The organism is Pseudarthrobacter sp. MOO13 (assembly GCF_058267655.1).
Window position 1 is genome coordinate 2,925,156 of the sequence record NZ_CM177848.1, and the last position, 17,151, is coordinate 2,942,306.

General features: G+C 66.4%; 15 protein-coding genes, 1 pseudogene and 1 riboswitch. Of the genes and pseudogenes, 3 read left to right on the forward strand and 13 right to left on the reverse strand.

Annotation, left to right across the window (positions count from 1 at the left end; translation table 11 throughout):
* Positions 1-11: 11 nt before the first annotated feature.
* The 10 genes and pseudogenes from AC4EEO_RS13375 to glyA all read right to left on the reverse strand — a co-directional run bounded on the left by AC4EEO_RS13375 (position 12) and on the right by glyA (position 9,265).
* Positions 12-935, reverse strand: a complete 924-nt coding sequence (locus AC4EEO_RS13375; protein WP_196803324.1) for a YihY/virulence factor BrkB family protein — start codon at positions 933-935, stop codon at positions 12-14.
* Between the two features lie 106 nt (positions 936-1,041).
* Positions 1,042-1,747: pseudogene (locus AC4EEO_RS13380) on the reverse strand (2'-5' RNA ligase family protein).
* Positions 1,748-1,751: 4 nt separating this feature from the next.
* Positions 1,752-2,795 (reverse strand): tryptophan--tRNA ligase, encoded by a 1,044-nt coding sequence (gene trpS, locus AC4EEO_RS13385; protein WP_018761936.1) that lies wholly within the window; start codon positions 2,793-2,795, stop codon positions 1,752-1,754.
* Positions 2,796-2,811: 16 nt separating this feature from the next.
* Positions 2,812-3,645 (reverse strand): exodeoxyribonuclease III, encoded by an 834-nt coding sequence (locus tag AC4EEO_RS13390; RefSeq protein ID WP_026264634.1) that lies wholly within the window; start codon positions 3,643-3,645, stop codon positions 2,812-2,814.
* Between the two features lie 10 nt (positions 3,646-3,655).
* Positions 3,656-4,219: a hypothetical protein gene (locus tag AC4EEO_RS13395; protein WP_133832110.1), complete on the reverse strand. Its 564-nt coding sequence runs from the start codon at positions 4,217-4,219 to the stop codon at positions 3,656-3,658.
* A 65-nt stretch (positions 4,220-4,284) separates the two neighbouring features.
* Positions 4,285-5,121, reverse strand: coding sequence for an ABC transporter permease (locus AC4EEO_RS13400; protein ID WP_109863490.1), 837 nt, complete (start codon positions 5,119-5,121; stop codon positions 4,285-4,287).
* On the reverse strand, positions 5,118-5,966 hold the full coding sequence (locus AC4EEO_RS13405; protein WP_491339013.1) for an ABC transporter permease: 849 nt from the start codon (positions 5,964-5,966) through the stop codon (positions 5,118-5,120). Before AC4EEO_RS13405 ends, AC4EEO_RS13400 begins: the two co-directional genes overlap by 4 nt.
* Complete coding sequence (locus tag AC4EEO_RS13410) at positions 5,959-6,900, reverse strand: ABC transporter ATP-binding protein (protein ID WP_208294415.1); 942 nt, start codon at positions 6,898-6,900, stop codon at positions 5,959-5,961. The genes AC4EEO_RS13405 and AC4EEO_RS13410 overlap by 8 nt, the downstream gene beginning before the upstream one ends.
* Positions 6,901-7,060: 160 nt before the next feature.
* Entirely contained in the window at positions 7,061-7,963 is a 903-nt protein-coding gene (locus AC4EEO_RS13415; RefSeq protein ID WP_491339014.1) for a bifunctional methylenetetrahydrofolate dehydrogenase/methenyltetrahydrofolate cyclohydrolase, read from the reverse strand.
* A 3-nt stretch (positions 7,964-7,966) separates the two neighbouring features.
* Positions 7,967-9,265 carry a serine hydroxymethyltransferase gene (gene glyA / locus AC4EEO_RS13420; RefSeq protein ID WP_491339015.1) on the reverse strand — a complete coding sequence of 433 codons (1,299 nt, stop codon included), beginning with the start codon at positions 9,263-9,265 and terminating at the stop codon, positions 7,967-7,969.
* Between the two features lie 148 nt (positions 9,266-9,413).
* Positions 9,414-9,499: riboswitch (ZMP/ZTP riboswitch) on the reverse strand.
* Between the two features lie 43 nt (positions 9,500-9,542).
* Between glyA and purU the strand changes: the two genes are divergently transcribed.
* Together purU and AC4EEO_RS13430 are read left to right on the forward strand one after the other, a co-directional pair.
* Positions 9,543-10,403, forward strand: a complete 861-nt coding sequence (gene purU / locus AC4EEO_RS13425) for a formyltetrahydrofolate deformylase (RefSeq protein ID WP_491339016.1) — start codon at positions 9,543-9,545, stop codon at positions 10,401-10,403.
* Between the two features lie 108 nt (positions 10,404-10,511).
* Complete coding sequence (locus AC4EEO_RS13430) at positions 10,512-11,030, forward strand: gamma carbonic anhydrase family protein (RefSeq protein WP_018761945.1); 519 nt, start codon at positions 10,512-10,514, stop codon at positions 11,028-11,030.
* A 20-nt stretch (positions 11,031-11,050) separates the two neighbouring features.
* Here the strand turns inward: AC4EEO_RS13430 and AC4EEO_RS13435 are convergent, their stop codons facing one another.
* Positions 11,051-12,784, reverse strand: coding sequence for a flavin monoamine oxidase family protein (locus AC4EEO_RS13435; protein WP_491339017.1), 1,734 nt, complete (start codon positions 12,782-12,784; stop codon positions 11,051-11,053).
* On the reverse strand, positions 12,781-14,307 hold the full coding sequence (locus tag AC4EEO_RS13440) for an amino acid permease (protein WP_491339018.1): 1,527 nt from the start codon (positions 14,305-14,307) through the stop codon (positions 12,781-12,783). Before AC4EEO_RS13440 ends, AC4EEO_RS13435 begins: the two co-directional genes overlap by 4 nt.
* Before the next feature lie 172 nt (positions 14,308-14,479).
* On the opposite strand from AC4EEO_RS13440, the gene AC4EEO_RS13445 reads away from it, so the two are divergent.
* On the forward strand, positions 14,480-16,093 hold the full coding sequence (locus AC4EEO_RS13445; RefSeq protein ID WP_109863496.1) for a PucR family transcriptional regulator: 1,614 nt from the start codon (positions 14,480-14,482) through the stop codon (positions 16,091-16,093).
* On the opposite strand, the gene AC4EEO_RS13450 is transcribed toward AC4EEO_RS13445, so the two are convergent.
* A complete protein-coding gene (locus tag AC4EEO_RS13450; protein WP_491339019.1) occupies positions 16,090-16,998 on the reverse strand; it encodes a nitrilase-related carbon-nitrogen hydrolase in 909 nt (302 codons plus the stop codon). The two genes, AC4EEO_RS13445 and AC4EEO_RS13450, sit on opposite strands and share 4 nt — an antisense overlap.
* Between the last annotated feature and the right edge of the window lie 153 nt (positions 16,999-17,151).

Here is a 17,151-nt window from a genome sequence, read left to right on the forward strand (position 1 = left end):
GTTCGCCCGGGTCAGGTTTGGGGTGTCGCCCGGCGGGCACCAAGGATCGTCTTGCGGGGCTTGCCGCCGGACGCGAGGTCGGCCTCGCGCACCGCTGACCACCCTGCGGAGACGAGGTAGGCCTGGCTGACCAGGTTGAACCAGATGAGCAGGCCGATGATGATGGCAAACGGCGCCAGGATGGGGTTCCGGCTGGCTCCGCCCAGCAGTTCCGTGCTGAAGATCTGCAGCACGGTGGTGCCCACGGCAGCAAGGATGGTCCCCTCGAGCAGGGCCTGGCGGGAAAGCTTCAACCCGGCAGCCAGCCGGAACATGATCAGCGCGGTGACCCAGTTCAGGACCAGTGGCACCACAATCTTGACGGACGTGGTCAGCGGGCCGGCCAAGGCGTCACTGAGATGCAGGAAATCGGCAACCCAACCTGCGGCGGTGCCGAACACCAGCGATGCGCCAGCGCTGATCACCAGCGCCACGCCCAGCAGGAGCAGGGTCCCGGCGTCGCGCAGCTTGAGCAGGATGGGATTGACCACCAGCGGAGGCAACTCAACAATCCCGCGGAGTCCGTCCCGGAGGCCGTTGATCCAGCCGAGCGAAGTAACCACGGTGACCACGGCGCTGATCACGGCCGTCCAGCCCAGTCCGCTGGGATCCAGCAAGTCCTTGGGGTCCACCAGGCCATCGCCGCCATTGACCTTCAACAGACCCGGGGCGCTCCTGGCCACGCTGCTGATGATGGTGTCCAGCAAGGCCGGCTGGCCGCGGAGTACCAGGCCGGCCACGGAAAAGCCGGTGGCCAGCAGGCCCGTGATGGAGAAGAACATGTTGAAGCCGATGCCCGCGCTCATCAGCGGTCCGTAATGGAGTCCGTAATGCCTGAATGCCCGCATGGGCCGCACGACGTTCAGCCGGGCAGTGAACAACTGTATCCACGCCATCAGGGCAGGAACCTTGCCGCCGGAGCGGCGCGCCTTATGCCAGTCGCTGCGCTTCTGGATGACGTCCAGCTTCAGCCGGGCGATTTCAGTAGGCAGGGGCTGCTGGTCAGCCGGCGTCCGTTGCGGTGTTCGCGGCAGCGTCCGTGAAGGGGGTGCCGGCGTCGTTGTTAGTTTCGGTCCCAAAATCCAGCTCTTCCCTTAGCTGCCAGATGCCGTCGGCATCATGCTCATAGAGTCCCATGCTAACCACGGGGAAGGTTGCCTTATAGTTCTTTAGTGCCGTTTCGGCCTCGTCCAGGCTTTCCGGGGCGACGTCGTGGGCAATCGTGACGTGCGGATGGTAGGCGAACGGCAGCTCGCGGTGCAGGGGACCCTGCTGCAGCCTGCGGTGCAGATCCACGCAGTGTTCGAACCCGTCCTCCACTTTGATGAAGACAACAGGCGAGACGGGACGGAACGTTCCCGTCCCGGCGATGGTGACCGTGAAAGGCCTTTGGCAGCGGGCAACCTCGCGGACGTGCTGTCGGGTTGCCCTCCCAATCCTGCGTGGGCGTGGTGGTGATCAGGGTGATGTGCGCCGGTATCACTCCGGCCATCGGGTCACCAAATGACGCGCGCCAGCGCTGCAGCTCCGCGGCAATCTCGTCCGGGAAACCCAGGATGACGCCCACGCTGACGTCTTCGGTCCCGGCCGCGCCGCCTTCCGCCACGGCATCCTGGCCGGGCTGGTCCTCGTAACGGTTACGCCGGGTCCGCTCCGCCTCGCCGGCAGAGCACGCGCTTCCCCTGGCGGTAGCGTTTTTCGAAGACATGGCGCTAGCGGACTCCAGCGAGGGTGAGGGACGGCAGGAAGCCCATGCGCTCGTACACCCGTGCGAGGGTGACCGAAGCGATCTCCCGGGCCCGGTCGGCGCCCAGGGCCAGCAGCCGGTCGAGCTCGGCGGGATCAGCCATGAGCTCGTTCGTGCGGTTGCGGATCGGTGTGATGAAATCCACCACCACCTCGGCGAGGTCCACCTTGAGGTGGCCGTACATCTTCCCCTGGTACTCGGCTTCCAGCTCGGTGACCGTTTTGCCGGTGAGGGCGGAGTAGATGGTCAACAGATTGGACACACCGGGCTTTTCCTCGGCGTCAAAGCGGATCTCCGTTCCGGCGTCGGTGACAGCGGACTTGATGCGCTTGGCTGCGATCTTGGGATCTTCCAGCAGCTGGATGGCACCGTTGGGCGACTCACCCGTCTTGGACATCTTGGCGCTGGGGTTTTGGAGATCGTAGATCTTGGCGCTTTCCTTGACGATCGTTGCCTCGGGCACGGTGAAGGTCTGGCCGAACCGGGTGTTGAAACGCTGGGCCAGGTTGCGGGTCAGCTCAAGGTGCTGGCGCTGGTCCTCGCCAACGGGCACGAGGTCGCTCTGGTACAGCAGGATGTCGGCCGCCATCAGCGTGGGGTAGGCGAACAGGCCCAGCGTGGCGGAATCCGCTCCGGACTTCTGGGTCTTGTCCTTGAACTGGGTCATCCGCGACGCCTCGCCGAAGCCCGTGATGCAGTTCAGGGCCCAGGCAAGCTGCGCGTGCTCGGGCACATGTGACTGGACGAAGAAGATGCTCTTGTCCGGGTCGATACCGGCGGCGATGTACTGGGCCGCGACGATGCGGGTCCGTTTGGCAAGTTCCCCGGGCTCAAAGTCCACCGTAATGGCGTGCAGGTCCGGGACGAAGAATACGGCGTCGTACTCCGCCTGCATATCCACCCAGTTGCGCACGGCTCCGATGTAGTTGCCCAGGTGGAGGGAATCGGCGGTCGGCTTGGCGCCGGAGAGTATGCGCTTCTTGGCTGGCTGGGAAGTCTGGCTGGTCATGGAAGAACTTTCGGGCTCAGAGCTGGTAGTCCACTACCAGCGGGGCGTGGTCGGAGAAGCGGGTGTCCCACGAGGCGGCACGGTCGACGACGGCGGACAGGGCACCGGACGCCAGCCCTGCGGTGGCCAGGTGGTAGTCGATGCGCCAGCCGGTGTCATTGTCGAAGGCCTTTCCGCGCTGCGACCACCAGGTGTAGGGGCCGTCCATCTCGCCGGACAGGTTCCGGTGGACGTCGTGCCAGCCGATTTCCTCGCCCAGGAAGCGGTCGAAGTATGCGCGTTCCGCCGGCAGGAAACCGGCCTTCTTCACGTTGCCCTTGGCGTTCCGGATATCGAACGGTGTGTGGGCGACGTTCAGGTCTCCCACCACCAGCGCATGGTCGCTGTGCTTGGCCAGCTCCGGCAGCCGGGTGATCATGGCGTCCAGGAAACGGAATTTGTCGTCCTGCTTTGGCGTCCCCACCTCGCCCGAGTGCACGTAGGCGCTGGCTACGGTGAGCTGGACGGGGTTGCCGGCGGCATCCGGGTACCGGAAGTCGGCCTCCACCCAGCGCCCGGCCGTGGCAAAGTAGTCGTCGCCGATGCCGTTCCTGGTGGCGAGGGGTTCCTGCCGGGACGCGATGGCGACGCCGGCACGGCCTTTCGCTTCCGCTTCGGCGTGCAGGATATGCCAGTCATCCCCGAGCAGCTGCCGGACGATCGCGTCAGGGGCGCGTACCTCCTGCAGGCAGAGAATGTCCACGTCCCGCGGCTCAAGCCACGCCGCCATCCCGTTCTTGTAGGCAGCCCGAAGGCCGTTTACGTTGACGGATGCGATGCGAAGGTGGTCCTTGTTCAATGCCGAGCTCACCCGCTCCACTCTAGTCGATGATGGTTCCGGCGACCGGCTCTCCGCTGCCGCCGGAGGACTTGATCATGTCCCGGGCGTTGGTGGCTGTGATCTCGATGGTCTCCAGGGCACGGTTGATGGTGTCCTGGTTGGCGGACGCACCCTTGGCGCGCTCCTCTTCCACCACGCGGACCTGCACCTGGACGATCTTGAAGGAGTGGTCAAGCTTGAGGTCACGAACTTCCTCAGCTTCGGAGCGTTCGTAGATCACGCGGGTTCCGCCATGGTCGGCGGAAGCGGGCGCGGGAGCGCGGCCGGCGGCGGCGTTGAAGGCGCTCTGCGCCTCGGTGAGCTTTGCCCCCGCCTTCCTGGCGGCCCGTTGGATGCTGAAGACCACGAACGCAGCCAGGGCCAGCCAGAAGCCGGCAATGATGGCAACAACCCAACCCACGACGTCGTTCTGGTTTGCCGCAAAGAGGACGGCAACGATGAACGCCGTTACCAGGACCATCAGGCCCGGCCCGCTGATGCGGAACATCGAAAAGCCGCCCCTGGCGGGTTTGGAGGATGACGGTGAGCTGCCCAAAGTTCGCATGCAGCCATTGTCTCAAATGGCGGGCAGTGCTCCGGCCGTCTTCCACCCCGGGCGAACAGGGGCTGCTACCTGAGGAAGAGGCTCCGCAGGCGGAGGGTGGTCAGGAGCATTCCGACGGCGGTCATGGCCAGGTAGTAGCCCACGTGCAACGGTGTGGCGGCCGTGAAGCTTCCCACGCTGATCTGCCGCAGCAGTTCCACCCCGTGCCACAGCGGCATGGCCTGGATGAACCACTGGATGGGCTCGGGGTAGACGCTCAGCGGGTAGAACGTGGCGCTGAACAGGAACATGGGCAGCAGGATGAAGTTGATCCAGTCCATTTGTTGGAATGTCTTGAGGAAGCTGGTGATCCCCATGCCGAGGCTGGCGAAGCCGAAGGCAATCAGCACCGAAGCCGGAATCATGAGCAGCGCCCAGGCCGTGGTAATCAGCCCCATGGCTCCCATGACGGCGGTGAAGCCGGTGGCGTAGAGCATGCCCCGCAGCAGGGCCAGGAAGATCTCCCCCACCGCAACGTCCAGGGGCCCCAACGACGTGTAGAGCATGCCCTGGTAGAGCTTGGCGAAGTTCATTTTGAAGAAGACGTTCCAGGTGGAGTCGTACACGGCGCCGTTCATCGCCGACACGGCAAGCAGGGCAGGGGCGATGTACGCCGCGTAGCTGATGGAAGTCCCGTCGGGTCCGCGGACGTCTCCCACGATGGCACCCAGGCCCACCCCCATGGACACGAGGAACAGCACTGGTTCGAAGAATCCGGACACCATCACCAGCCAGTTGGTGCTGCGCGTCGCCATCAGTCCCCGGGAGATGACGGCCTTTGCATTGCGCGAGTACAGCGGCCCGAACGTCCGGTTGCGCGCCGCCTCGGTCACGCTGGCGGCGCGGCCTGAGACGGCGCTCATTGGCCCATCCTCAGGGCAAAGCGGCGCCGGGTCAGGAGCCAACCCAACGCGGCCAGTCCGCCGAGGACGGCGATGTGCAGGATGGTCAGCAGTGGCGCTTCGTGGTAGCCGAAGCTGAGTACCCGGCCAAGTTCGGTACCGTGCCAGATGGGCGAGATCCATCCGACCCAGCGCACTGCCGGCGGGAGGTTCTCGAGCGGGAAAAATGTCCCGGAGAAAAGGAACAGCGGCATTACGATGAACCGCATCACCAGCGCAAACTGGCCCTTGTCTTCCGTGATCGACGGGGAGTAGGCCATCAGCGGAAGCCCAAAGGCAAGGCCCGTCAGGGTGGCCACCAGGATCCCGGCCCAGCCCCAGCCGGACGGTGAGGCGCCGAACAGCGCCACGGCGGCGAAGTAGATGGCAGACTGCAGCAGCAGGCGCAGTGTTACGGCCATGATCTGTCCTGCCGCGATCTGCTGTGGAGTCAGCGGTGACGCGTGCGGCCCGAAGTAGATTCGGCGCCACTTGAAACCGTCCATGACGGGGAACGTGAACTCGTTCGCGGCCGTCATCACGGCAGCGGAGACCAGCAGCGCCGGGGCGATGAAGGCCAGGTAGGACACGCCGCCGAACGCCGCATTGCCGGAGTCCACCAGGGTGGCCAGGCCCACGCCCATGGCAAACAGGTACGCCACGGGCTGGCCCACGCTGTACATCACAATGGACCAGGAGTACCCCTTCATGACCCGGAGCACCTGCTCCGCATAGTAGAAGGCGCCCCAGCGCCGGGCCTTGGCAGCCGAGATGTCGGGCCGGTGCGCCCTAAGGGCGGACTGCGGAGCGGCCAGTGGTTCAGTCAACGAGGCTCCGCCCGGTGAGCCGGAGGAAGACGTCCTCCAGCGAGGACCTGCGCACCAGCGACGTCAGCGGCCTCAGGCCGCGGGCCGAGACCTGCTCAAGGGCAGACTCGCCGTCGTGCGCGTACATCAGCACCCGGTCCGGCAGGACTTCGAGGCGGTCACCGATGCCTTCAAGCCGGGACGCGATGGCTGCGTTGCGTTCCGAGCCAAAACGCAACTCCACCACTTCCTTGGTGGAGTGCTCACGGATCAACTGCGCCGGTGACCCTTCAGCCATGATCCGGCCTTTGTCCACGACGATCAGCCGGTCGCAGAGCTGTTCGGCCTCATCCATGTAGTGGGTGGTCAGGATCAGGGTGACGCCTTGTTCCTTGAGCCGGAAGAGCCGGTCCCAGAGGATGTGCCGCGCCTGCGGGTCCAGGCCTGTGGTGGGTTCGTCCAGCAGCAGGATCCTGGGCTCGTTGATGAGGGACCGGGCAATCGTCAGGCGCCGCTTCATGCCGCCGGAGAGCGCGTCCACCTTGGACTTGGCTTTGTCCGTCAGCTGCGCGAACTCCAGCAGTTCGTCGGCTTTTGGCTTCAGGTAGCTCATGGGCAGGCCAAAGTAGCGGCCGTAGACCAGGAGGTTGTCGCGGACGCGCAGTTCTTCGTCGAGGTTGTCCTGCTGCGGCACCACGCCCAGGTGCGCGCGCACTTCCGGCCCGTGCGTGTCCGGGTCCAGTCCCATGATGCTGAGGTTGCCCGAGGTGCGCCGGGTGACCCCGCCGATCATCTTCATGGTGGTGGACTTGCCTGCCCCGTTCGGACCCAGCAGCCCGAAGGACTCCCCCGCCGGAACGCTGAAGGTGATGCCGTCCACGGCCGCCACATCGCCGTACGTCTTGGTCAGGTTCTCTGCGGAGATGACCACTCCGGATGGCCGATGCGCGGTCATGGTGCCGGAGGGCAGGATGGCTTCGTTGTGCACCTGTGCAGACTAGTTGAGGTGCGGCGCATGTGGAAGTGCGCTTGCAGTTTCGTTATAACGGCCGACGGCGGCACGGCGCCTTTCCTGCGAAAGGTGCCGTGCCGCCGTCGTGCGCCCGGTGGCGGGACTACTGCGCGATGCCGGCTGCGCGTTCTGCCGCTTCCACCACGTTGGTCATCAGCAGCGCCACGGTCATGGGTCCGACGCCGCCAGGGTTCGGCGAGATCCAGCCGGCCACCTCCGCAGCGGCGGGATCGATGTCGCCGTAGACGCGGCTCTTGCCCGTCTCAGGATCGGTCTCGCGGGTAACTCCGACATCCAGCAACGCGGCGCCGGGCTTGACGTCCGCCGCCTTGACGATGTACTTGACGCCGGCAGCACCCACGATCACGTCCGCCTGCCGGAGCAGTTCGGAGAGGTTCGTGGTGCCGGTGTGGGTCAGGGTCACCGTGGCGTTGACGTCCCGGCGGGTCAGCAGCAGGCCGATGGACCGGCCGATCGTGACGCCGCGGCCCACCACCACAACATGCTTGCCTGCCAGGCTGTATCCGTTGCGCTCAAGGAGCTCGATGACGCCGCGGGGGGTGCAGGGCAGCGGTGTGGTGATCTTGTGGTTGACGTTCAGCACCAGCCGGCCAAGGTTGGTCGGGTGCAGCCCGTCGGCGTCCTTGGCGGGATCGATGCGTTCCAGGATCGCGTCGGTATCCAGGTGCTTGGGCAGCGGCAGCTGCACAATGTACCCGTGGCAGGCAGGGTCCGCATTGAGTTCGTCAATGAGGGCCTCCACCTGCTCCTGGGTGGCGTCCGCGGGAAGTTCGCGCTGGATGGAGTTCATCCCGATCTGCGCAGATTGCTTGTGCTTCATGGACACATACAACTGCGAGGCCGGATCCGCACCGACCAGTACGGTGGCGATCCCCGGAATGACGCCCTTGGCCTTGAGTGCGGCCACGCGGTCAGTCAGCTCGGCCTTGATGGCAGCGGCGGTGGCCTTGCCGTCAAGGATCTGCGCGGTGGTGGTTTCAGTCATTGGTCACCACTGCTCGTGCTGCGGATACAGCGGGAAATCGGCGGCCAGCTTGTCAACGCGGGACTGCAGGGCCTCGACGTCGGCGCCGTTGCCGGCCTTGAGCGCGGTGGCGATGATCTCGGCGACCTCGGTGAACTCGGCAGCGCCGAACCCGCGGGTGGCCAGGGCCGGGGTACCGATGCGCAGGCCGGAGGTGACCATCGGCGGGCGGGGGTCGAAGGGCACGGCGTTGCGGTTGACGGTGATGCCCACGGAGTGCAGGAGGTCCTCGGCCTGCTGGCCGTCCAGCTGGGAGTTGCGCAGGTCAACCAGTACCAGGTGGACGTCGGTGCCGCCGGTGAGGACGGAGACGCCTGCCTCGGCGACATCGGCCTGGTTCAGCCGGTCGGCGATGATCCTGGCGCCCTCGAGGACACGCTCCTGGCGCTCCTTGAATTCCTGGGTGCCGGCGATCTTGAAGGCAACGGCCTTGGCGGCGATGACATGCATGAGCGGGCCGCCCTGCTGGCCCGGGAAGACGTTGGAGTTCAGCTTCTTGGCCCACTGTTCCTTCGCCAGGATCACACCCGAGCGGGGACCGGCGAGGGTCTTGTGCACGGTGGAGGTGACGACGTCGGAGTGCGGCACCGGGCTGGGGTGCAGTCCGGCGGCAACCAGGCCCGCGAAGTGTGCCATGTCGGTCCAGAGCAGCGCGCCCACCTCATCGGCGATGGAGCGGAACGCGGCGAAGTCCAGGTGGCGGGGGTAGGCGGACCAGCCGGCGATGATGACCTGCGGCTTTTCGGCGATGGCCTGCTCACGCAGCTTGTCCATGTCGATGCGGAAGTTGTCTTCCTCGACCTGGTACGCGGCAACCTGGTACAGCTTGCCGGAGAAGTTCAGCTTCATGCCGTGGGTCAGGTGGCCGCCGTGCGCCAGGGACAGGCCGAGGATCTTGTCGCCCGGGGTGATCATGGCGGAGAGCGCAGCGGCGTTGGCCTGGGCACCGGAGTGCGGCTGGACGTTGGCGTACTCCGCACCGAACAAGGCCTTGACCCTGTCGATGGCCAGTTGCTCGGCGACGTCGACATACTCGCAGCCGCCGTAGTAGCGGCGGCCCGGGTAGCCTTCGGCGTACTTGTTGGTGAGGACGGAGCCCTGGGCTTCCATCACGGCGCGGGGCGCGAAGTTCTCGGAGGCAATCATTTCCAGGGTGCCGCGCTGGCGGCCAAGCTCCTGGTCCAGGACTGCGGCGATTTCGGGGTCGAGCTCTGCCAGCGGCTGGTTGCTGACGGCTGTGGTTGAGGTGGCTGTAGTAGTCACGAAGAACTCCTGGCTAGGGATACGGGCACTGCTTAGGTCAGGCTACCGGCTGGCGCGCCCCCGTACCGCGTTGATGACACCGCGTGGAAGCACGGGGCATGGTGCTGCTGCACTGACGCAGGAGCAGCCCCACAACCGGCAAAACATGACCCTCGGCCCAGGCGTACGATCCGTGGTCTTCGTGATTGCCGCTCCCTGGTGGTTAGCCACCCAACGCCAGTTGCGACCACTCCAGCCTATCAAAAGCACCGTCCGCAGCGCGGGTAGGCTATTACGCGTGAATGAACAGCTGCTGAACCAAGCGTATGTGGTAACCCTGTCCTGCCCGGACCGTCCCGGAATCGTCCACGCGGTGGCCGGCGCCCTTCTGGTGGCAGGATGCAACATTACGGATTCACAGCAGTACGGCAGCCCTTCGACCGGAAACTTCTTCATGCGCGTTGAGGTGACCACTGCAGCGCCCAAGTTCGAGCTGCGTGCCGCGCTGGAACCGGTGGCGGAGGCCTTTTCCATGCAGTGGAACCTCAATACTGTCGGCGACAAGGTGCGCACCCTGGTGATGGCCAGCACCTCGGCGCACTGCCTCAACGACCTGTTGTTCCAGCAGCGCTCGGGCACGCTGCCCATCGAGATTCCGGCCATCGTGTCCAACCACCAGGACCTGGCAGGGCTGGCCGAGTTCTACGGCATCCCGTTCCACTACATCCCGGTGACCAAGGACACCAAGGTGCAGGCGGAGGACAAGCTGCGCGCCATCATCGCGGAGCACGACATCGAACTGACGGTCCTGGCCCGCTATATGCAGATCCTCTCCGATGAACTCTGCACCGAACTGACCGGCAAGGCCATCAACATCCACCACTCGTTCCTGCCGTCCTTCAAGGGCGCCAAGCCATACCACCAGGCACATGCCCGCGGCGTGAAGCTGATCGGTGCCACGGCGCATTACGTGACGGCCGCCCTGGATGAGGGGCCCATCATCGAGCAGGAAGTTATCCGAGTGGACCACGCCCGCACCCCTGAGCAGTTCGTGCAAATGGGCCGCGACGTGGAGGGGCGCACGCTGGTCCAGGCCGTGCAGTGGCACGCCGAGCACCGGGTGCTCCTGGACGGCAACCGGACAGTGGTCTTCAACTGACGCGGTCTTCAACTGGCTTCAACCAGCTGGCAGAGGATGCCGTTTTGGGGCCGCAAAACGGCATCTGCCGCGAGTCAGTTGGGCGCAGGCGTGGCTTAGGGTGAAGCCATGGCTCCTCTGTACCCTTTCGCCGGCAACTCCCCGGCTGTCCATGAAACAGCGTTCGTAGCGCCCTCAGCCTCCATCATTGGCCGGGCGACCCTGGACCAGGATTCCAGTGCCTTCTACGGCGTCTCCGTGCGCGCAGACACCGCGGCCATCAGCGTGGGTGCCGGCAGCAACCTGCAGGACAACGTGGTGCTGCACGCCGACCCCGGCTTCCCCTGCACGGTGGGCCGGGGTGTCAGTGTGGGGCACGCCGCCGTCGTGCATGGCTGCACGGTGGAGGACGACTGCCTGATCGGCATGGGCGCCACCGTCCTCAACGGCGCCGTGATCGGTGCCGGCTCGCTGGTGGCGGCCGGCGCCGTCGTCCTGGAAGGAACCGTGGTTCCGCCGCGGTCCCTGGTTGCCGGGGTGCCCGCCAAGGTGCGCCGCGAACTCACGGAGGAAGAGTTCGACGGCGTCCGCGCCAATGCGGCGCACTACGTGGAGCTCGCAGCGAAACACCGCGAGCTCCACCAGTAGGTTTCGACGCCGAGCCGGCGCTAGTCCAGGCTGATTGGCCCCATTGCGTCCAGCAGGTCACCCGGGCCGGGGTTGCCGGGCGCGGATGTCCCGCCCAGGTGGTTCACCACGCCCCATACGGCGTTCAGCCCGGTGGTGACGGCGCCTTCGGCCCAGCCGGCTGTGAAAGAGACGTCGTCGCCGGCCAGGAAGATGCCGCGCTGGGATTCGGGCAGCGCGTCCTGCTTGAAGTGCGTGAACAGCCGCTGCTGGTATCGGTAGTGCCCCGGCAGGTTGGCTTTGAAGGCGCCCATGAAGTTGGGGTCGGCTTCCCAGGACACGGTAATGGGCTGCCCCACGATGTGCCCGGCGATATCCACGCCGGGGTAGATCTGTTCCAGTGAGTGCAGCATCAGCTCCACGCGTTCGTCCGCGTCCAGGGCAAGCCATTTCAGGGCGTCGTCGTTCCAGGTGTAGGACAGCAGGATGACGGCGGGCTGGTCCGGGCCGTTGTCCAGCAGGTACGTGGCGCGGTTCAGCCGGTCCGTCAAGGTCATGGACAGGACCTCGTGCCCGGTGTCCGGGTCGGTGTCCTTCCAGAACGGCCGGTCCACCATGACAAACGTCTTGGACGACTGCATGTAATGCGAGCGCTCCATGGCGGTCCACAGCTCAGCCGGGAACAATGCTTCCTCGGTGTGGATGCGGGTGGACAGCAACCACGACTGGCACGTGCTCACCACCGCCGGGTAGCTGGCCTCACGGCCCCAGCGTTCACGGATCCGCAGGTTTCCGTCCGGATCGCGGCTGATCTTCCCCACAGCGCCGCGGGGCGAGCCGGAGTGGAGCGAAGCAAGGGAGGTGCCGGCGGGCCAGTGGACCAGGTCCGACGGCGCGTGCTGCCAGAGTGCCTCGGGGAGCCGCTGCGCTCCTCCGCGGATGAACCGGTGCTGGTCGTCCGCGTCGGTGTAGACCACGCGGAGGATCTCCAGGATGGAGTTGGGGAAGTCGGTGTCCCAGCCGCCCGTGCCGAATCCCACTTGGCCGAAAGCCTCGCGGTGGGCGAACCCTGCCTCCTTGAACGAATCGCTCGCGGCGATGAACCCGTAGAAGGTCTGCTCATCCATGAGCGGGAGCAGTTCGTTCCACAGTTCCTTGATCCGGGCCGTGTCGCGGGAGCGGATGGCGTCCTGCATTTCGGTGAACTTGGCGCCGTCGTTGACGGCCGCTTTCCAGGCGTCCGCAACCTCACGGAAAAAGGGCGGGAGGTCTCCCGGCTTTTCCGCGTAGTGCTTCTTGCCTGCCAGCTCGATCACGGTGCTGGAGGTGGCCTCGGCCAGGGGGTTGGGAAACTCACTGGTTTCCAGGCCCAGCAGGTCAACGTAGTGGTAGAAAGCCTTGCCCGAGACCGGGAACCGCATACCGCCGAGGTCCGCCACCACGCCGGGAGCTGCCGGGAAGGCTGCCGTGCGGAGGCGGCCGCCGATCTGGTCTGCCTCGTAGACCACCGGGCGCAGGCCGAGTTTCATCAGCTCGTAGGCGGTCACCAGGCCGGAGAGCCCGGCTCCGATGACGGCCACTTCAGTGCCGTAGAGCTCCGGCGGGACGGAGCCCATGCCGTCCGGGTGGGCCAGGTAGTGGTCGTAGCTGAAGGGGAAATCGGGGTTCAGCATGGTGATGGGCGCCCGGCCGTCGGGGCCCTGCCCGGTTGCTGTGTCCGGCCCGGTGGAGGTGCTGGAGGGATCAGGGGCCGGCAGTTCGGTGGCGGTGGTCATGAGTGTTCTGCTTTCACAGGTTCCTGGCGCGGGGCCTTGGCGGTCAGTTCACGGTAGTCGAGCTCGCTCAGGGCCGCTACCTTCGAGTTTCGGCGTCCGTAGCCGAAGTAAATGGCAATCCCTACGAGCATCCAGGCGCCGAAGACCAGCCAGGTATCGGCACCAAGGTTCGCCATGAGGTAGGCGCACATGAGCGTTCCCAGCACGGGCGTGACCGGATACAGGGGCACCCGGAAACTGCGCTCCAGGTCCGGGCGGTTGCGCCGCAGGTAGATGACGGCGACGTTGACCAGGGCGAAGGCGAACAGCGTTCCGATGCTGGTGGCGTCCGCCAGCGCGCCGAGCGGCACGAGCCCTGCGGTCAGGGCGACGGCGGTTCCCACGATGAGCGTTCCGGCGGCAGGAGTGCCGGTCCGGGCGGAGACGCGACCGAAGACCCTGGGCACCAGGCCGTCCCGGGACATCGAGAGCAGGATGCGCGTCTGGCCGTACAGCACGGTGAGGACGATGCTGGCGATGGCCAGGACGGCGCCGATGGAGAAGACCAGCGCAATCCACGGCTGGTGGGTGGTCTCCTCCAGGATCTGGACGAGGGCGGCCTCGGTACCGTCGAACCAGCCCCAGGGCCGGGCCCCGATGGCGGCAACCGCCACGAGGACATAGACGCTGGTGACGATCACCATCGAGAGCAGGATGGCCCGGGGAAGGTCGCGCTTGGGGTTCCGGGCCTCTTCGCCGGCGGTGGAAGCCGCGTCAAAGCCGATGTAGGAGAAGAACACCCGCGAGGCAGCTGCGGAAACACCGGCGGCGCCCATGGGCAGGAGCGGTTCGAAATTGCCCGCATTGAACGCGGTAAAGGCAACGGCGCAGAAGAAGAGCAGGATGCCGATCTTGATGATCACCACTGCCGTATTGATCCAGGCGCTTTCCCGGGCGCCGCGGACCAGCAGGACCAGGGCCAGGACCACGATGGCCATCGCCGGGATGTTCACCAGTCCGCCGTCGCCGGGAGGCTGGGACATCGCATCCGGCAGCACCTGCCCAAACGCCGCCAGCGCTTCATTGACGTACTGGCCGGCACCTACGGCTACGGCGGCCACGGAAACGGCGTACTCAAGGACAAGGCACCACCCGCAGATCCACGCCATGCCCTCGCCCATGGTGGCGTAGGAGTAGGAATAGCTGGAGCCCGCTACCGGAACCAGGCCGGCCATTTCGGCATACGACACCGCCGAGAGGAGCGCGGCCAGGCCGGCAATGACGAACGAGATCCAGATGGCCGGCCCGGCCAGCGGCACCGACTCGCCAAGGATCACCAGGATCCCGGTCCCGAGCGTGGCGCCAACACTGATCATGGTGAGGTGGAGGACGCCGAAGCTGCGGACCAGTGCAGTGCCGCCCTCGCCGCTCCCGGCTTCGCTGACCATCTGGCCGATTGGTTTGCGGCGCAGGAGCTGGTCTGCCAGCCGCGGCCGGGAGGCACCCGGCGCAATGGGTTTTTCGGTGGTCACAGGCACAGTCACCGTTGACGTCCCTTCAGAGTAGTTTTCGGTTTCCCCTCCCCAAGGTTGGCATGTGAGCCAACTCTCAAGGCGGTGCAATATGACCTATAGTTGCCAACCATGAGACTATCTGCACACCGCCACCACGGGTCAACCGCGGCCCGGGCGGGCCGCTCCGCCGGGTCGGTCCGCCATGCCCACTGAGCCCGCACCAGCCGGCCGGCTGAGCTTCGTCACGCTCCAGCAGTTCCTCGACCAACTGCCGCCGGTGTTGAAGACGCTCCACGACGGCGGCAGCGGCGACCGGCTGCTGCGCTGGGTGGAACCCAGTGAGCTGGAGGATCCGACGCCCTACCTGCCCGAGGGTGAGTTCCTGCTGACCGCCGGCCTTCCCTTCCTGGGCAACGGCGGGGCGCCCGCCAGCGCGGACGCGTATGTCCGGCGGTTGGTAGACGCCAAGGTAGCGGCCTTGGGATTCGGAATCAGGCCCTACTTCGACGCCGTCCCGGACGTGGTCATCGATGCGTGCCGGCACCACAACCTCACCTTGTTCGAAGTACCGGAATCGCTCCCGTTCGCGGCCATCGGCCTCCAATTCTCCCAGCTGCTGGAGTCCGATACTGCGCGGGTCTTCCGGCAACTGGCGGAAACCAACCGGCAGTTGATGCGCGCAGTCCTCTCCCCCAGGCCGGAACACGAACTGCTGGCGGCGCTGGTGCAGCGCGTGCCCGTCTGGGCAGTGATGGTGGGAGCGGACGGCCGGGTCCGGGCCCGCGGCACCAGCGGCGGCGGCAGCCCCGCCGTCGAGCTTTCCCTGCTGGAACCCATGCTCAAACGCTTGTTCTCCGGCAGCGGCCCCCGGGTGGAGATGGACGGGTTTGACCTGCCGGGCTCGGCCTTGGTGGTTGGCCATCCGCTGCGCAGCACCAAGGACGCGAACCTGGGGGCACTGGTCCTGGGTTCAGACGCACCGTTGACGCCGGCACAGAACAACGTGGTCCAGTCCGCCGTCGGACTCCTCGAACTGTTGGTCCGGCAGCGAACCAGCGGTTCGCTGGCACCCAGCCAGCTGGCTACGGCTGTGCTTCTGCACCCCGAAAGCCTCACCAGCGGGAGCGCCAGGCACCTGAACGCACTCAGGGACCTGATGGCGCAGAGCCTGTCCTCCACCCGGTCCGCGGCCATGCGCGTGGTGCAGGGCATCAAGATGGACGCACCGGAGTGGCCCGCCGGGGACAGCCCGGTCCGGGAGCTCCTCCAGTGGCGGCGCCTGTTCGATACCAAGCTGGTGGAAATCACCGATTACGGATTCGCTGCAGTGACCCGGTTGAAGGTGGACGACTCCCTGCTCGCCGAGGTCGAAAAGCTCGGGTGGCGCCTGGTGGTCGGCGAACCCACCGAACTCACCGGCCTTGCCGCCGCATATCAGGATGCGGGTTCCCTGCGGAGCCGCGTGCAGAGGAGCGGGCAAAGCGTCCGCGCCGACGAGGTTCAATGGTCGGTGGCCGGGCTGCTGGGCCGCGAAGCAGGGACCATGCTGGCGGAACGGCTCCTTCATCCGGTGCTGTCCCTGGAACCGGACCGGCGCGATCCGCTGCTGGCGGTGCTTCGCGGCTGGCTTACCGAGAACGGCAGCTGGGACGGCTCCGCCAAGCTGCTGGGACTTCACCGCAATAGCGTGCGGCGCCAGGTCGGGGTCCTTGCAGACCTCCTCGGGATGGACTTGAACCAGGCGCAGGTGCGGGCAGAGCTGTGGATTGCACTGCAGTACGCGGACGCATTGACCGGCCCGACGGCGGGCAGCTAGGCCCGGTGATCCGCGGACTGGGCCGGGCCGGACGCAAGCCCGGCCTCCCACGCGCGGTACAGCTCCGGCCGGCGCTCCCTCAGGTAGGGCACGTCGTTCCTGGCGGCGCGGACAGCCTCCGTGCCCACGGTGGCGAACAGCAGTTCCGGAGCAGTGCCCGCCGCAGCCAGCACGCCGCCATCCGGCCCCGCCACCACGCTTCCCCCGCCGAACGTATAGGAATCCTCGGCGCCACAGTGGTTGGCATAGGCCACGTTGAGCTGGCTTTCCAGCGCACGTGCGCGGACAAGGACCTGGGGCACCGCCTCATAGCCCGCGGACAAGGCGGTGGGCACCAGCAGCAGTTCCGCGCCGCGCGCGGCTGCGGCCCTCGCGGCTTCCGGGAATTCGATGTCGTAACAGATCAGCAATGAGGTGCGGATGCCGAGGAAGTCGACGACGGCGGGCGGCTCGCTGGCCGCGACGAATGCCTTGCGTTCCTCGTCGCCGAAGAGGTGCACCTTGGCGTACCGAAGAAGTTCCGCGCCGGTGGCGTCCACCAGGGACGCGGAAATGTGCCAGCCGGGACCGCCCGCGCGGTCCATGTACCGGGAGCCGTTGCCCTTTTGGGCGGCGGCAGCGCCGTCACCTGCGCCACCGGCGGCTTCGGCCGGGAGGCTGTAAACGAGGCCAATCCCGTTGCGGCGGGCAATCCCCGCGAGGCTTTCGCGGAGTGCGGGAAGGGTTGCCGGGTCCAGTTCGCTGCGCAGCCGCAGTGGGGCGTAGCCCACCGGAAACAGCTCCGGCGTCAGGAGCAGGCCGGCGCCGGCGCGGGCGGCCCGGTTGGCAGCCTCGTCAATGGTCCGGAGATTCGCCTCAACGTCCAGGACCGCGGCGTTTGCCTGCAGGACGGACAGCAGCATCATTACCACCTTCTGTATGCCTGTCCGTGGTGACTGGACAGGCCGGACTGTTGACTGCCTCCAGCCTAGCCAGCGCTGCAGGGAAGGAGACGGGTCGTTTGGACCCGTCCGCCCCCTGCCGCGGGACGGAATGCCCACGGCCGGCTCGCAAAAGAG

Excerpts from the sequence above, each read along its gene's own strand:
- AC4EEO_RS13375 (WP_196803324.1), bottom strand. The coding sequence starts at position 935 with ATGGCGTGGATACAGTTGTTCACTGCCCGGCTGAACGTCGTGCGGCCC.
- trpS (WP_018761936.1), bottom strand. The coding sequence starts at position 2,795 with ATGACCAGCCAGACTTCCCAGCCAGCCAAGAAGCGCATACTCTCCGGC.
- AC4EEO_RS13395 (WP_133832110.1), bottom strand. The coding sequence starts at position 4,219 with ATGCGAACTTTGGGCAGCTCACCGTCATCCTCCAAACCCGCCAGGGGC.
- AC4EEO_RS13400 (WP_109863490.1), bottom strand. The coding sequence starts at position 5,121 with ATGAGCGCCGTCTCAGGCCGCGCCGCCAGCGTGACCGAGGCGGCGCGC.
- AC4EEO_RS13410 (WP_208294415.1), bottom strand. The coding sequence starts at position 6,900 with ATGACCGCGCATCGGCCATCCGGAGTGGTCATCTCCGCAGAGAACCTG.
- AC4EEO_RS13415 (WP_491339014.1), bottom strand. The coding sequence starts at position 7,963 with ATGACTGAAACCACCACCGCGCAGATCCTTGACGGCAAGGCCACCGCC.
- AC4EEO_RS13430 (WP_018761945.1), top strand. The coding sequence starts at position 10,512 with ATGGCTCCTCTGTACCCTTTCGCCGGCAACTCCCCGGCTGTCCATGAA.
- AC4EEO_RS13435 (WP_491339017.1), bottom strand. The coding sequence starts at position 12,784 with ATGACCACCGCCACCGAACTGCCGGCCCCTGATCCCTCCAGCACCTCC.
- AC4EEO_RS13445 (WP_109863496.1), top strand. The coding sequence starts at position 14,480 with ATGCCCACTGAGCCCGCACCAGCCGGCCGGCTGAGCTTCGTCACGCTC.
- AC4EEO_RS13450 (WP_491339019.1), bottom strand. The coding sequence starts at position 16,998 with ATGATGCTGCTGTCCGTCCTGCAGGCAAACGCCGCGGTCCTGGACGTT.